Source organism: Pseudomonas pergaminensis, from assembly GCF_024112395.2.
Taxonomy (GTDB): Bacteria; Pseudomonadota; Gammaproteobacteria; order Pseudomonadales; family Pseudomonadaceae; genus Aquipseudomonas; species Aquipseudomonas pergaminensis.
The window spans coordinates 6,370,642-6,383,974 of sequence record NZ_CP078013.2 but is presented as its reverse complement, the minus strand read 5'-3'; the positions used below and the strand labels follow the sequence as shown (position 1 = coordinate 6,383,974).

General features: G+C 61.6%; 15 protein-coding genes. 7 read left to right on the top strand and 8 right to left on the bottom strand.

Annotated features, from left to right (window positions below; all coding sequences use genetic code 11):
• Genes KUA23_RS29200 through lptM form a run of 4 tightly spaced genes read right to left on the bottom strand, consistent with a single transcriptional unit; the run spans position 1 to position 2,992 of the window.
• Positions 1 to 717: a DUF484 family protein gene (locus KUA23_RS29200; protein WP_099493202.1), complete on the bottom strand. Its 717-nt coding sequence runs from the start codon at positions 715 to 717 to the stop codon at positions 1 to 3.
• 13 nt (positions 718 to 730) lie between these two features.
• On the bottom strand, positions 731 to 1,561 hold the full coding sequence (dapF, locus tag KUA23_RS29195; RefSeq protein ID WP_099493201.1) for a diaminopimelate epimerase: 831 nt from the start codon (positions 1,559 to 1,561) through the stop codon (positions 731 to 733).
• A gap of 3 nt (positions 1,562 to 1,564) precedes the next feature.
• Positions 1,565 to 2,812, bottom strand: coding sequence for a diaminopimelate decarboxylase (gene lysA, locus KUA23_RS29190; RefSeq protein ID WP_099493200.1), 1,248 nt, complete (start codon positions 2,810 to 2,812; stop codon positions 1,565 to 1,567).
• Between the two features lie 9 nt (positions 2,813 to 2,821).
• Positions 2,822 to 2,992 (bottom strand): LPS translocon maturation chaperone LptM, encoded by a 171-nt coding sequence (gene lptM / locus KUA23_RS29185; RefSeq protein ID WP_010207449.1) that lies wholly within the window; start codon positions 2,990 to 2,992, stop codon positions 2,822 to 2,824.
• 238 nt (positions 2,993 to 3,230) lie between these two features.
• Between lptM and cyaY the strand changes: the two genes are divergently transcribed.
• The 3 genes from cyaY to rnk all read left to right on the top strand — a co-directional run bounded on the left by cyaY (position 3,231) and on the right by rnk (position 4,329).
• Positions 3,231 to 3,563 (top strand): iron donor protein CyaY, encoded by a 333-nt coding sequence (gene cyaY / locus KUA23_RS29180; RefSeq protein ID WP_033897501.1) that lies wholly within the window; start codon positions 3,231 to 3,233, stop codon positions 3,561 to 3,563.
• Between the two features lie 2 nt (positions 3,564 to 3,565).
• A complete protein-coding gene (locus tag KUA23_RS29175) occupies positions 3,566 to 3,784 on the top strand; it encodes a DUF1289 domain-containing protein (protein ID WP_015886498.1) in 219 nt (72 codons plus the stop codon).
• A 131-nt stretch (positions 3,785 to 3,915) separates the two neighbouring features.
• On the top strand, positions 3,916 to 4,329 hold the full coding sequence (gene rnk / locus KUA23_RS29170; protein WP_010207444.1) for a nucleoside diphosphate kinase regulator: 414 nt from the start codon (positions 3,916 to 3,918) through the stop codon (positions 4,327 to 4,329).
• Here rnk and KUA23_RS29165 read toward each other — a convergent pair.
• The 3 genes from KUA23_RS29165 to KUA23_RS29155 form a co-directional block, all read right to left on the bottom strand.
• Positions 4,326 to 7,166, bottom strand: coding sequence for a class I adenylate cyclase (locus KUA23_RS29165; RefSeq protein WP_252993223.1), 2,841 nt, complete (start codon positions 7,164 to 7,166; stop codon positions 4,326 to 4,328). The two genes, rnk and KUA23_RS29165, sit on opposite strands and share 4 nt — an antisense overlap.
• Positions 7,167 to 7,333: 167 nt before the next feature.
• Positions 7,334 to 7,588: a TIGR02647 family protein gene (locus KUA23_RS29160; RefSeq protein ID WP_010207442.1), complete on the bottom strand. Its 255-nt coding sequence runs from the start codon at positions 7,586 to 7,588 to the stop codon at positions 7,334 to 7,336.
• A 96-nt stretch (positions 7,589 to 7,684) separates the two neighbouring features.
• Positions 7,685 to 7,969, bottom strand: coding sequence for a hypothetical protein (locus tag KUA23_RS29155; RefSeq protein WP_010207441.1), 285 nt, complete (start codon positions 7,967 to 7,969; stop codon positions 7,685 to 7,687).
• A 125-nt stretch (positions 7,970 to 8,094) separates the two neighbouring features.
• Here KUA23_RS29155 and KUA23_RS29150 point away from each other — a divergent pair, with 125 nt between their 5' ends.
• The gene (locus KUA23_RS29150) at positions 8,095 to 8,754 is read left to right on the top strand and encodes a glutathione S-transferase family protein (protein ID WP_078050684.1); all 660 of its coding nucleotides are present in this window, start codon (positions 8,095 to 8,097) and stop codon (positions 8,752 to 8,754) included.
• Positions 8,755 to 8,847: 93 nt separating this feature from the next.
• On the opposite strand, the gene argH is transcribed toward KUA23_RS29150, so the two are convergent.
• Positions 8,848 to 10,242: an argininosuccinate lyase gene (argH, locus tag KUA23_RS29145; protein ID WP_078050683.1), complete on the bottom strand. Its 1,395-nt coding sequence runs from the start codon at positions 10,240 to 10,242 to the stop codon at positions 8,848 to 8,850.
• 505 nt (positions 10,243 to 10,747) lie between these two features.
• On the opposite strand from argH, the gene KUA23_RS29140 reads away from it, so the two are divergent.
• The 3 genes from KUA23_RS29140 to KUA23_RS29130 all read left to right on the top strand — a co-directional run bounded on the left by KUA23_RS29140 (position 10,748) and on the right by KUA23_RS29130 (position 13,329).
• Positions 10,748 to 11,494 carry a LytR/AlgR family response regulator transcription factor gene (locus tag KUA23_RS29140; RefSeq protein ID WP_078050682.1) on the top strand — a complete coding sequence of 249 codons (747 nt, stop codon included), beginning with the start codon at positions 10,748 to 10,750 and terminating at the stop codon, positions 11,492 to 11,494.
• Between the two features lie 138 nt (positions 11,495 to 11,632).
• Positions 11,633 to 12,574 (top strand): hydroxymethylbilane synthase, encoded by a 942-nt coding sequence (gene hemC, locus KUA23_RS29135; protein WP_252993222.1) that lies wholly within the window; start codon positions 11,633 to 11,635, stop codon positions 12,572 to 12,574.
• Positions 12,571 to 13,329: a uroporphyrinogen-III synthase gene (locus KUA23_RS29130; protein WP_214497175.1), complete on the top strand. Its 759-nt coding sequence runs from the start codon at positions 12,571 to 12,573 to the stop codon at positions 13,327 to 13,329. Before hemC ends, KUA23_RS29130 begins: the two co-directional genes overlap by 4 nt.
• Positions 13,330 to 13,333: the final 4 nt, after the last annotated feature.

Sequence of the window (13,333 nt, the reverse complement as noted above, 5' to 3'; positions counted from 1 at the left end):
CTAGCGCACCGCGCGCAGGGCGGTGGTGAAGCGCGGCAAGACGCGGCCCAGCACTTCGGCGATGTAGGTCAGGAACAAGGTGCCCACGGAGCTCTTGTAGTGCTGAGGATCACGGCTGGCGATGGCCAACACGCCGTGCAGGCCTTGATGGCTGAGGGCGACCACGGCGGTGGAGCCGATCTGTTTGCGTTGCTCGGCGCCAAACAGAAAGTCCAACTCATGCTCACGCAAGGTGCCGCTGATGGTCTTGCCTTCGGACAACAGGCCGCCGATGGCGGTTTGTGCGTCGCTGCCGCTGACCCAGCGACCCACCGGCATCGGGTTGTCGCTGAACAGGATCAGGCTCACGAACGGCACCTGGAAGTCCTGGCGCAGGCTGTCTTCGACGGCGATCACCGTTTCTTCCAGGCTGGTGGCGTCCATCAGCGTCAGGATCAGGCGGCGGGTTTTCTCGAACAGGCGGTCGTTGTCGCGGGCGACGTCCATCAGGTGCGAGAGCTTGTGGCGCATTTCGATATTGCGCTCACGCAGGATCTTCATCTGCCGCTCCACCAGCGACACGGTATCCCCGCGTTGATGGGGGATGCGCAGTGCCGGTAGCAACTCTTCGTGTTCGACGAAGAAGTCCGGATTAGCCTCAAGGTACGCCGCGACGGTAGCGGCCTCCAGGCTGTCGCTCGGGGTTGCTTGTGCGGGTACTTGAGGCTTATCGGTCATTGGCTTGACTCACTCATAGACGGACCTGTCCTTCGTATACGCGCGAGGCCGGCCCGGTCATCATCACCGGGTGGCCAGGGCCTGCCCACTCGATGGACAAGCGTCCACCGGGCAGGTCGATCAGCAGCGGCGAATCCATCCACCCCTGGCTGATCGCGGCCACGGCAGCGGCGCATGCACCGGTACCGCAGGCCTGGGTTTCGCCGGCGCCGCGTTCCCACACACGCAATTGCGCGCGGGAACGGTCGATCACCTGCAGGAAGCCCACGTTGACCCGAGCCGGAAAGCGCGGGTGGTGTTCGATCTTCGGCCCCAATTCATGCACGGGCGCGTTGTTGATGTCGTTGACCCGCAGCACCGCGTGGGGGTTGCCCATGGACACGGCAGCAATGTCGACGGTCTTGCCGTCAACGTCCAACGCATAGCTGACGGCCTGCTCGGTGGCCTGGAATGGAATATCCGCCGGCACCAGGCGTGGCGCGCCCATGTTGACGCTGATCTGGCCGTCGCTGCGGATGTCCAGGTCGATCACGCCGCTCTTGGTCTCGACACGGATCTGCCGCTTGGCGGTCAGGCGCTTGTCCAGCACAAAGCGTGCGAAGCAGCGCGCACCGTTGCCGCACTGTTCCACTTCGGAACCGTCGGAGTTGAAGATCCGATAACGGAAATCCACCTCGGGGTTGCTCGGCGCCTCGACGATCAGCAACTGGTCGAAACCAATGCCGGTGTGGCGATCGCCCCACTGTTTGGCGTGTTTGGGCAGGATATGCGCGTGCTGGCTGACCAGGTCGAGGACCATGAAATCATTGCCCAGCCCGTGCATCTTGGTAAAACGCAGCAGCATGGCTTACTCCGGCAGCAGGCTTTCGCCAGCATACAACTCGGCTACCGTCTCGCGGCGACGCACTTCAAACGCTTGATCACCGTCCACCAGCACCTCGGCGGTACGTCCGCGGGTGTTGTAGTTGGAACTCATGACAAACCCGTAGGCACCGGCCGAATGCACAGCCAGCAGATCGCCTTCTTCCAGGGCCAACTGACGATCCTTGGCCAGGAAGTCGCCGGTCTCGCAGATCGGGCCGACGATGTCGTAGGCGCGGGCTTCGCTGTCGCGAGGCGTCACGGCGGTGACATTCATCCAGGCCTGGTACAGCGCCGGGCGGATCAGGTCGTTCATCGCCGCGTCGACGATGGCGAAGTCCTTGTGCTCGGTGTGCTTGAGGTACTCGACCTGGGTCAGCAGCACGCCCGCGTTGGCGACGATATAGCGGCCCGGCTCGAACATCAGCGTCAGGTCACGGCCTTCGATGCGCTCGCGCACGGCTTGGATATAGTCGGCAATCAGCGGCGGCTCTTCGTCGCGATAGCGCACGCCCACGCCACCACCCAGGTCGATGTGGTGCAGGTAAATGCCGCATTCGCCGAGACGATCGATCAGTGCCAACAGGCGGTCGAGCGCGTCCAGGAACGGAGGCAGGCTGGTCAGTTGCGAGCCGATGTGGCAGTCGACGCCCAGCACTTCCAGGTTTGGCAGTTGGGCAGCGCGGATGTACACGTCTTCGGCGTCGGCGATGGCGATGCCGAACTTGTTCTCTTTGAGACCGGTGGAAATGTACGGGTGGGTGCCGGCGTCGACGTCCGGGTTGACGCGCAGGGAGATAGGCGCGCGAACGCCCATCTCGGCGGCCACGACTTGCAGGCGCTCGAGTTCGTCGGTGGATTCGATGTTGAAGCAATGCACGCCGACTTCCAGGGCGCGGCGCATGTCTTCGCGGGTCTTGCCGACGCCGGAGAAGACGATCTTTTCAGCCTTGCCGCCGGCAGCCAGTACACGCTCCAGCTCGCCACGGGAAACGATGTCGAAACCAGCGCCGAGGCGTGCCAGGACATTCAGGACGCCCAGGTTGGAGTTGGCCTTGACCGCGTAGCACACCAGGTGCGGTACGCCGTCGAGCGCGTCGGTGAACGAGCGGTACTGGGCTTCGATATGCGCACGGGAATACACATAGGTCGGCGTGCCAAAGCGCTCGGCAATCGCGGACAACGCCACGCCTTCCGCGAACAGCTCGCCGTCCCGGTAGTTAAAAGCGTCCATGGAGTACCCTTATTCGTAGGTGTCGTGCTTATGCGCTTTGGATGGTTTTTGCGACGACTGCGCCTGTTCATTCGGGTCTTTGCTGTCATCGGGCAGGTACAGCGGGCCTTTCTGACCACAGGCACTAACGAGGCAAGCGACCGCGACGAGCGCAGCAAGGGAAGAGATCAGGCGCTTCATGGCGAAATCCTTGAATATGCATTAATTGCGCCCGAGTATACCGACCACCCGCCAGCTTGCCTATGCGCTGGAATACCCGTCCGGCGGGGGTTTGCCGAGACGGTTAGGATGCGGACTACGCTGGTTGAGGATATTTCACACCGTCAATCGTATTGAAATCGGTATCCTTTGCAATCGGCGGGGCGCGCCCGTATCGTGCGGCGCTTGAGCAAAACCAGACACTTTTGAGGTTGCCACAATGAGTTTGACCGAAGCCCGTTTTCACGACCTGGTGGATTCGACCCAGCAGGCGCTGGAGGATATTTTCGACGACAGCGGCCTGGACGTGGACCTGGAAAACTCGGCCGGCGTGCTGACCGTCAAGTTCGACAGCGGCCAGCAACTGATCTTCAGTCGCCAGGAACCGCTGCGCCAACTGTGGCTGGCGGCGCGCTCCGGTGGCGTGCACTTCGACTACGACGAAGAAAGCGGCAAATGGCAGTGCGACAAGAGTGAAGAGCTGCTGAGTGAAATGCTCGCGCGCCTGGTCAGCGAGTACACCGGCGCCGACCTGGATTTCGACGAGATCTGACCGTGACCCAGCCTGCACCCGTTCGCCCGCCGAAGCCGCTGTTCAGTAATGTCAGCCCCGCGGTGCCCTCACCTTGTATCAGTTTGTGTCGCCTGGACGAGCAGAAAGTCTGCCTCGGCTGCTTCCGTCACGTGGAAGATATCCGTGAATGGCGCTCTGCCGACGATGCCCGGCGCCGCGTGATCTGCGCCGAGGCCGAGCAGCGCCGGGCCCACGCCTGAGGCCGTCTTGTTTATTTGTGACGCTGTGGTAGTGTCCGGGTACGCCTCAACTCATCGAGGCCCGTGAGAACCCCGCCTTTTCCTGGCGGGGTTTTGCTTTTTTGTGCAGAAAAAAGGAGTCTGCCTGAATCATGACCACCGCACCGTCCATCATCCTCACCCGTCTTGACGTGCAGCGTCTGGAGCAACTGATCGACCGCTTGGGCGACGAATCTCCCGGCGTCGAAGCGTTGCAAGCCGAACTCGACCGCGCCGAAGACGTGGTTGGTCACGATGAAGTGCCTGCGGGTGTCGTGACCATGAACTCCAGCGTGCATTGCCGTGAGCAAGGCAGCGGCAAGGACTACCACCTGACTCTGGTCTACCCGAAAGACGCGAACGCCGACGAAGGCAAGATCTCGATCCTGGCGCCCGTGGGCAGCGCCTTGCTCGGCCTGCAGGTGGGTCAGCACATCGACTGGCCAGCACCGGGCGGCAAGACGCTCAAGCTGGAGCTGCTCAGCGTTGAAGGCCAACCCAAAGACGGTGGAGCCTTTCCCCTTTAAATCTGGCTCAGCGCCTCGTTGAGCGACAGCTCAAGTTCGGCCTTGTAACGCAGGTACAGGTTGCTTGGGCTTTGCACATCGCCGAGCAGGCCGGACAGGTCCAGGTCCGTGATGTAGCAGCGGTAACGTTCGGCTTCCCGGCGTTGCCCGACGATCTCCAGGGCGACCACTGCAAACAGCTGGTCGCCAAATTCCAGTTCGGAAAACTCTCGCTGATTGCAATACAGGGTAATTCCCACTTGGCCTGGCGCTGCCTTGCCGATAATCGCCTGCACATCGTAAAACGGCTTGTTCGCCGGGTTCGTTGGCGCTGGCCGAGGTTCGATGCCGCGTGCGCGTCCACTGCCCGACGGCAATAGCTGGTAATACAAGACGTGCACTGCACCCAGCGGCTGTTGCGGGTCCAGCGGGGACAACGCGTCCCGGCGGTAAATGATCGACTGCAAGAAGCGCTGCAGGGGCGCCAACAGGCTCTGTTCATCATGAAACGGCAGGCGCTGTTGCCAGAGCGCATTGAATTCATCCAGCACATACAGCTCGGCAAAACCTTCGTTGACCCGGTAGAACACCTGTACGCAATCGGCCATGCCCATGGGCAGCAGCAGGGCCAGGTCGTGGTCTTCCAAGGCCATGGCGTCCAGGTGCAGTGGGCTGTAGCTGGCCAGCTCCTCGCTGAGGTAGGCGATCAGCGCATCCTGGGTCGGCAGGGATACATGGGTGGCCTGGCCCGGCATCAGTTCCATCACGTGGTAATGCTGCTGCACCTGGAGCAGATAGCGGTGATTGCCTTGGCCCAACAGCAGGTTCTGAGCGGTGTCGAAGATTTCTTCCACACGCTGGGCAATGAACTGCGCACGGTTGTGACAGAAGCAGCGCACTCGCAGGCGGGGCAGATGGTCGGGTGGTAACTGGTTGAGGTAGTCGCGCAGGCAGTCGAGCAACGCGTGGGGGCCGTCGTAGCGGCTGACCATCACCTCGTTCCAGCTATTGAGCGTGACCTGGTCCAGGGTCAGCACCAGGTTGTCGCGCACCCCGGCGTAACTCAGGGAGTCGGTGCGCTCGGTGGTCATCAGGATATTCAGGTCGCGGTGATGCTTGAGCGGGTCGACGCCGACGTTGATCAGCAACAACACTTCCTCCGGCACGGCTGAGCGCAGCAGGCGCTCTTCATCCACGCTGGCCAGGGGCAGGGCGATGGTCTGTTGCAGGCTGCCCAGCAGGTTGAACAGCTCGAATTCGGTCATGTCGCTGGTGCCGGGGTGCAAGGCCAGGCGCGTGCTGCTGTCGATCACGCCGTTGCGGTGGCACCAGGTGAGCATCTCGAGCAGGTCGCGGCTGCGCTTGATCGGCGCGAAGTGCTCCCATTCCAGGGCCGTAAGGTTGCCGTTGTACAGGCCCCAGTGGTGCTGGCCGGGCTCCTTGCGGTTGGGCGATTGCACCAATGTCAGGGTGTCTTCGGCCAGGTCCGGGGCGATGCCGGGGTTGATGAACTCGACTTTGCCGGCCTTGCGCTCGAACGCGGCGTATAGGCGTCGTCCCAGCACATTGAGGTCGCGCTTGTTGATCAGGCTGACGGTCTGTTCGGTGCGGGCGAACTGGGTCAGGAAGCGATAACTGTAATTGAGCTCGCTGACCAGCGCGCGGCGCTCGGAGGCTACCTGGCGCACCTTCCATTGGCTGCGGCTGTCCAGCAGCGCCAATTGGCGCTGGTCCCAGCCCCATTCATGGGCCAGGCGCTCCAGCAGCAGCCGTTGCCAGCTGGTGGTGCGCTGCCCGGCGCTGAGTTTGCGATTGACCTTCAGGTACAGCGCGCGCCGCACCAACTCCAGGCGCTCGGGCTCGTTGCGGGCCTTGAGGTATTCCTCGATGCGGCGGTACACCACGATGTAGGGGTCGAGTTCGTCCAAGTCCATTTGGTTGGCGAATACCGCACGCTTGAAGCGTAGGCTCAGGCAGTGCACCTTCGGGTGTTCGCTGGCGTAGACCTCGGTCAGCAGCAGCTTGAGCACGGATTTGTAGGGCGACTCGATGCCCTTGAATAGCTGCCACAGCCCGGCGCCGATGAATTCGCCCGGCGGGATGCGCGCCAGGTGGCCGAGGTCCAGGGTTTCATCGGCGCGGATAAAACGCTTGGAAATCAGCGTGTGGGTGAACTCGGCATAGCGCGTCTCTTCATACACCGGCACCAGCCACCAGATCGGCGTGCGCCCGGCCAGCCAGATGGCGGTGCGGTAGAACTCATCGAGCAGCAGGTAATGCTGGGTCGTGCCGCAATCATCGGAACTCAGTTGCGTGTCGCGCTCACCGAGCACAAAGCGTGTCGGTTCGATCAGGAAGAAGTGCGCCTCGGCGCCCATGGTCAGGGCCCAGGCTTCCAGTAACTGGCATTTTTTGCGCAGTTCGGCCAGTTCGCTCTCACTCAGGTCGGCGGCGTGGCAGACCCACACGTCCATATCGCTCTGGTCGGCCTGGGCCAGGGTGCCGAGGCTGCCCATCAGGTACAGGCCGTGGATAGGCCGCGGCGGGTTGCCGTGGCGCGGCTTGTAGGAGAAAGAGCGGGTCAGGCGCTGGGCTTCTGCCAGGGCCTGGGCATCGGGTTCGAAATTCGACAAGCCGGCTGGCGTACTGCCCGACACATAGCCGGGCAGCAGCGGGTGGTTGACGTGGAAGAACAGCGGCAACAGGTTCAGCACGCTTTGCTGGCGCGGCGTCAGCCCCTCGACGGCACGGGCCATGCGGCCGTCATTGAGGGCCATGAAACGCGCGCGCAATTGGGCCAGCACCTTGCGGTCGATGCCTTCGTCCAGGTCGGGGCGGATTTCATGGGTGCGGGTCATGTCGAACTCGGTGGCTCGCAGGGCCCGACGTGGGCGGCCGTGTAGGAGTTTACAGCCAGTAGCGTAGGAGGTTTAGAGGGAAATGGATTTTGACGTCAGAATTTTCGCACTTCCACAGCAACGCCCTCGGAATCCGCAAGAGGCGGACTCCATGGGCGTATCCGATATCAGGCGGCTTCTTTGGTCGTGGCAGTGGTCAAGATAGTCAGCAGGGTCTGGGCCTGCTCTGCGGCGTCCCGGCCAAGGCTGGTCAGGTAGCCCCCGTCCGGTTGGTCGATAAGTCCTTTCGCGTGGAGGCGTTTAGCAGCAGCGATGGCAGTAGGAGCGGCGGTCTGATGGACTTTCAGGCCTTCTTTAGTGCTGTCCAATGGGAAGAGTACAAGGATTTCCAGTTCGGCAACCAACTCAGGGGTATACGACATAAGGACTCCAGACTTTCTAAGAATTTATTAGAGGCTAGCAGGCCATAAGGTGAACGCACTTTGCCGAACTGTCCAGCGTGTTGCTGCACCCTGGGATTACTGCTTTTCCGGAGGCAATTCCGGCAGGGCACGCAGTGCAGTTTCATACCATTCGGTATTGAAAGCGCGGTCTTCTTCCAGCAATGCATCGATCTCGACAGCCAGCACGTGGGCCATCAGTTGGAGGATCTCTTCACGCTCGTAACCGACCAGGGTCAGCTTGTTGAAAGTGGCCTTAGCAGCCGGTGGGTTTTCGCTTTCGATCTGGTTCTCGATCGCCTCGATCAGGGTGGTTTCGGCGAATTCTTCTTCGTCGTTGTCGATATCGGTCGGCTCGCTCATGGCAGGCTCCTCAAGGAAAGGGCGCCAGTCTACCCCCATTCAGGCAGGTGATGCTGCTGGTCAGGGCAGGCGTCGGGATCTATAACGGTTGCAGCCAACCCCATTCCCGGCCTGGAGGCACAGACATGCTCAAGCTCTACGGATTCTCGGTCAGTAACTACTACAACATGGTCAAGCTGGCGCTGCTGGAGAAAGGGTTGCCATTCGAAGAGGTGCCCTTTTATGCCGGGCAAACCCCGGAGGCCTTGGCCGTCAGTCCGCGCGGCAAGGTGCCGGTGCTGGGCGTGAAGCAGGGGTATATCAACGAGACCAGCGTGATCCTCGAATACATCGAGCACACCCATGAGGGCCCTGCGCTGCTTCCGGCCGAGCCGTTTCAGCGTGCTCAGGTGCTGGCGTTATGTCGCGAGATTGAGCTGTATATCGAACTGCCTGCCCGTGCATGTTTCGCCGAGGCGTTTTTTGGAATGCCGGTGGCGGAGGCGATCAAGGAGAAGTCCAAGGCCGAGTTGCTGTTGGGTTTCGGGTCTTTGGGCAGGCACGGCAAGTTCGCACCCTATGTGGCGGGGGAGAGTTTCACCATTGCCGACCTGTATTTCATGTACAGCGTGAACCTCGCCTGCGCGGTGGGCGAGAAGCTGTTTGGCCTGGATCTGCTGGCTGAAATGCCGGCAGCCAAGGCGTTGCTGGAAAGGTTGCACGCCATGCCCAACGCTCAGAAAGTGGCGGCGGACAGAGAGGCGGCGATGCCGGCGTTTATGGCGATGATCGCGGCCAAGAAATAGATTTTTGGCGTCTGGCAGGACGCTATCGCGGGCAAGCCCGGCTCCCACATTGGAATGCGATTTCCTGTGGGAGCTGGCTTGCCTGCGATGCTTTTAGCGGCTGGCGAGCAATTCCTGGCCGCGCAACACAGCTGCTTTCACCTGCGCCGGCGCAGTACCGCCGATGTGATTACGGGCATTTACCGAGCCTTCCAGGGTCAGCACGGCAAACACGTCCTGCTCGATCTGGTCACTGAACTGACGCAGTTCTTCCAGGCTCATTTCCGCCAAGTCCTTGCCGGTGTCCACGCCGTACTTAACTGCGTGGCCGACGATTTCGTGGCAGTCGCGGAACGGCAGGCCACGGCGTACCAGGTAGTCCGCCAGATCAGTCGCGGTAGAGAACCCGCGCAGCGCCGCTTCACGCATGATCGCGTGCTTGGGCTTGATCGCCGGGATCATGTCGGCAAACGCGCGCAGTGAGTCGCGCAGGGTGTCGGCAGCGTCGAACAGCGGTTCCTTGTCTTCCTGGTTGTCCTTGTTGTAGGCCAGGGGTTGGCCTTTCATCAAGGTCAGCAGGCCCATCAAGGCGCCGAACACGCGGCCGCTCTTGCCACGCACCAGCTCGGGCACGTCGGGGTTTTTCTTTTGCGGCATGATCGAGCTGCCGGTGCAGAAGCGGTCCGGCAGGTCGATGAATTGGAATTGCGCGCTGGTCCACAGCACCAGCTCTTCCGAGAAGCGCGACAGGTGCATCATCGCGATGCTGGCGGCGGCGCAGAATTCGATGGCGAAATCACGGTCCGACACGCCATCCAGCGAGTTGCCGCCGACAGCGTCGAAGCCCAGCAATTGCGCGGTGTACTCGCGGTCGATCGGGTAAGTGGTGCCGGCCAGTGCAGCGCTGCCCAGTGGCATGCGGTTGGCGCGCTTGCGGCAGTCCACCAGGCGCTCGTAGTCGCGGCTGAGCATTTCGAACCAGGCCAGCAGGTGGTGGCCGAACGTCACCGGTTGCGCGGTTTGCAGGTGAGTGAAACCCGGCATGATGGTGTCCGACTCACGCTCGGCCTGTTCCAGCAGGCCTTTCTGCAGGCGGGTGATTTCTGCCAGGATCAGGTCGATTTCATCACGCAGCCACAAGCGGATATCGGTGGCCACCTGGTCGTTGCGGCTACGGCCGGTGTGCAGCTTCTTGCCGGTCACACCGATGCGGTCGGTGAGGCGGGCTTCGATGTTCATGTGCACGTCTTCCAGGTCGACGCGCCAGTCGAACGTGCCGGCTTCGATCTCGCCACGGATGGTGGTCAGGCCGTCGATGATGCTGTCGCGCTCGGCATCGGTCAGCACGCCGACCTTGGCCAGCATCGTCGCGTGGGCGATGGAGCCCATGATGTCGTGGCGGTACAGGCGCTGGTCGAAGGTGACGGAGGCGGTGAAGCGGGCGACGAAGGCGTCGACGGGTTCACTGAAGCGGCCGCCCCAGGACTGGTTGGTCTTGTCGGTGCTCATGGATTCGCTCGTGATCTGCTTAATAAAGAGGCATGGAAGTGTGCCGGCGATAATAACAGGGTTGCCCGTGGAGGCGGTGCTGTGGGTCGTCGGCATTTTTATTTGTGCAAAGGATGGCTAAGTGCCTTGCCGCCGACCGCGTCCAGGACGAGACTGAGTACAGAGGCTTATTGAAACGATATTTGACGATTGAGCAATGTCGTCTCAGTGAGCGTCTACAGTTGGACTGATAGTGTGTGAATGCACCAAAGTCGGGTGATGCGGTCAGAGCCCAGACTATCCATTAAAAAAGGGGGGTATTCGGATTGTGTATCAGCAAACCCTATGACGATGCCCGAAGGCAGCAGGTCTTGGGCGTAATTGAACAGGTCCGGGTAAATATGGGTGCCACTCTCAGGGCACTTTTTGCCGCTCGCGCTAGTCTTAGCGTGGATCGCTGTGACGCAAGTCACCGCACCTGTCTACGCTATCCTTGTGCGAGACTCACGCAGGAATCCAGCGCAATATGAATGTCCTGATCGTTGATGACGAACCCCAAGCCCGCGAGCGACTGAGCCGTTTGATCAGTGAACTCGAGGGTTACGCAGTATTAGAACCGAGCGCCACCACGGGCGAAGAGGCGTTGACGCTGATCGACAGCCTCAAGCCGGATGTGGTGTTGCTCGATATCCGTATGCCAGGCCTCGATGGCCTGCAAGTTGCCGCCCGACTGAGCGAGCGAGAGTCACCACCCGCCGTGGTGTTTTGCGCAACCGGCGAAGAGTTTTCTGCGGAAACGCTGGAAGCCAGCGGTGTCAGCTTCCTCACCAAGCCGGTGGCCGGCGACGCGTTGCTCAAGGCCCTGAAAAAGGCTGAGCGCCCAACCCGCGTCCAGCTTGCCGCCCTGACTCAGCCTGCCGCCCAAAGTGGTAACGGGCCGCGCAGCCATATCAGCGCCCGAACCCGCAAAGGCATAGAGCTAATCCCGTTGGGTGAAGTGGTCTATTTTATTGCCGACCACAAGTACGTGACCCTGCGTCACCAAGGTGGCGAAGTACTGCTCGATGAGCCGCTCAAGGCACTTGAAGACGAGTTCGGCGACCGCTTCGTGCGTATCCACCGCAACGCGCTGGTAGCCCGCGAGCGAATCGAACGCCTGCAACGCACGCCCCTGGGGCACTTTCAGCTATTCCTGAAAGGCCTTAACGGTGACGCGTTGATCGTCAGCCGACGGCACGTCGCCGGTGTGCGCAAGATGATGCAGCAGCTTTAGTCCCAGGGCTGTGGCGAGGCTTGCATTCCATATCCCGGTGCGACGAGGCCAGGGAGGCCCCGCACTTGCTGATTCAAATCAAAGCGTATTTGCCTGAGCTGTTATTATCTGCCGTATCTATTCAGTACGGATTGATCCATGTCCTCTCGCGAAATCCGCATCGCCACCCGTAAAAGTGCCCTGGCCTTGTGGCAGGCCGAATACGTCAAAGCACGTCTGGAGCAGGCCCATCCAGGTCTCACGGTGACCCTGGTGCCCATGGTCAGTCGCGGCGACAAGCTGCTCGACTCGCCACTGTCGAAAATCGGCGGCAAGGGTTTGTTCGTCAAGGAACTGGAAACCGCACTGCTCGAAAACGAAGCTGACATCGCCGTGCATTCGATGAAAGACGTGCCCATGGACTTCCCGGAAGGCCTGGGTCTGTTTTGCATCTGCGAGCGCGAAGACCCGCGTGATGCCTTCGTTTCCAACACGTATGCCTCTTTGGATGAGCTGCCCCTGGGCAGCATCGTCGGTACGTCGAGCTTGCGCCGCCAGGCACAACTGCTCACCCGCCGCCCGGACCTGCAGATCCGCTTCCTGCGCGGCAACGTCAACACCCGTCTGGCGAAGCTGGATGCCGGCGAATATGACGCGATTATCCTAGCGGCGGCGGGCCTGATCCGCCTGGGCTTCGAAGCCCGTATCACCTCAGCCATCAGCGTCGAGGACAGCCTGCCCGCCGGTGGGCAAGGCGCGGTTGGCATTGAATGCCGTACCGCCGACACAGAAATCCACGCCCTGCTCAAACCCCTGGATCACCAGGACACCGAAGTGCGCGTCACGGCCGAGCGCGCCCTGAACAAGCACCTCAACGGTGGCTGCCAGGTGCCGATCGCCTGCTACGCCGTGCTTGAAGGTGAAAACCTGTGGTTGCGTGGCTTGGTCGGCGACCCGGAAGGCGGCACCCTGCTGACTGCTGAAGTGCGTGGTCCGCAGCGTGACGCCACAGCCCTGGGTATCCAGGTGGCTGAAGAGCTGCTGGAAAAGGGCGCCGGCGCCATTCTGCAAAAAGTCTATGGCGAGGCCGGTCCGCAGTGACCGAATGGCGCGTGCTGTTGACGCGGCCTGCCGAGGACTCGATGGCCCTGGCGGCCACGTTGTCCGAAGCGGGTATCTTCAGCAGCAGCTTGCCGTTGCTGGACATTGAGCCGCTGCCTGTCACCCCTGAACAGCAGGCCGTCTTCTGTGATCTGGACCGCTACTGTGCGGTGATCGTCGTCAGCAAACCTGCCGCGCGCCTGGCCGTGCAGCAGCTGGGGCGGGCGGGGAAGCAACTGCCGTGGTTCAGTGTCGGCGCCGCCACCGCGCAGGTCCTGGCTGATCACGGCCTCAATGTTCACTACCCACCGACTGGCGATGACAGCGAGGCCTTGCTTCAATTGCCTGCGTTGCGCGAGGCTATCGCACGCCCCGATGCTCAGGTATTGATCCTGCGGGGCGAGGGCGGTCGCGAACTGCTGGCGGAGCGTTTGCGTGAGCAAGGTGCTAGTGTCGACTATCTGGAGTTGTATCGCCGTTTCCTGCCGGCCTACGACGCCGGTGTGCTGATGCAACGCATCCAGTTGGAACGCTTGAACGGCCTGGTGGTCAGCAGTGGGCAGGGTTTTTTGCACCTGCAAGCCCTGGCCGGAGCCGATTGGCCACAGGTGGCACAGCTGCCGTTGTTCGTGCCGAGCCCGCGAGTCCAGGAAATGGCGCGGGCCGCTGGCGCAGAAAAAGTTGTGGATTGTCGCGGTGCGAGTGCCGCGGCTTTGTTAGTGGCGATACGGAGCTATCCCGTTCCCACTCTCTGAAACG

Bases quoted from the DNA above. Each gene is read 5' to 3' on its own strand.
- KUA23_RS29200 (WP_099493202.1), bottom strand. From the start codon at position 717: ATGACCGATAAGCCTCAAGTACCCGCACAAGCAACCCCGAGCGACAGC.
- KUA23_RS29165 (WP_252993223.1), bottom strand. From the start codon at position 7,166: ATGACCCGCACCCATGAAATCCGCCCCGACCTGGACGAAGGCATCGAC.
- KUA23_RS29150 (WP_078050684.1), top strand. From the start codon at position 8,095: ATGCTCAAGCTCTACGGATTCTCGGTCAGTAACTACTACAACATGGTC.
- hemC (WP_252993222.1), top strand. From the start codon at position 11,633: ATGTCCTCTCGCGAAATCCGCATCGCCACCCGTAAAAGTGCCCTGGCC.
- KUA23_RS29155 (WP_010207441.1), bottom strand. From the start codon at position 7,969: ATGAGCGAGCCGACCGATATCGACAACGACGAAGAAGAATTCGCCGAA.
- KUA23_RS29140 (WP_078050682.1), top strand. From the start codon at position 10,748: ATGAATGTCCTGATCGTTGATGACGAACCCCAAGCCCGCGAGCGACTG.
- rnk (WP_010207444.1), top strand. From the start codon at position 3,916: ATGACCACCGCACCGTCCATCATCCTCACCCGTCTTGACGTGCAGCGT.
- lptM (WP_010207449.1), bottom strand. From the start codon at position 2,992: ATGAAGCGCCTGATCTCTTCCCTTGCTGCGCTCGTCGCGGTCGCTTGC.
- KUA23_RS29160 (WP_010207442.1), bottom strand. From the start codon at position 7,588: ATGTCGTATACCCCTGAGTTGGTTGCCGAACTGGAAATCCTTGTACTC.
- cyaY (WP_033897501.1), top strand. From the start codon at position 3,231: ATGAGTTTGACCGAAGCCCGTTTTCACGACCTGGTGGATTCGACCCAG.
- argH (WP_078050683.1), bottom strand. From the start codon at position 10,242: ATGAGCACCGACAAGACCAACCAGTCCTGGGGCGGCCGCTTCAGTGAA.
- dapF (WP_099493201.1), bottom strand. From the start codon at position 1,561: ATGCTGCTGCGTTTTACCAAGATGCACGGGCTGGGCAATGATTTCATG.
- lysA (WP_099493200.1), bottom strand. From the start codon at position 2,812: ATGGACGCTTTTAACTACCGGGACGGCGAGCTGTTCGCGGAAGGCGTG.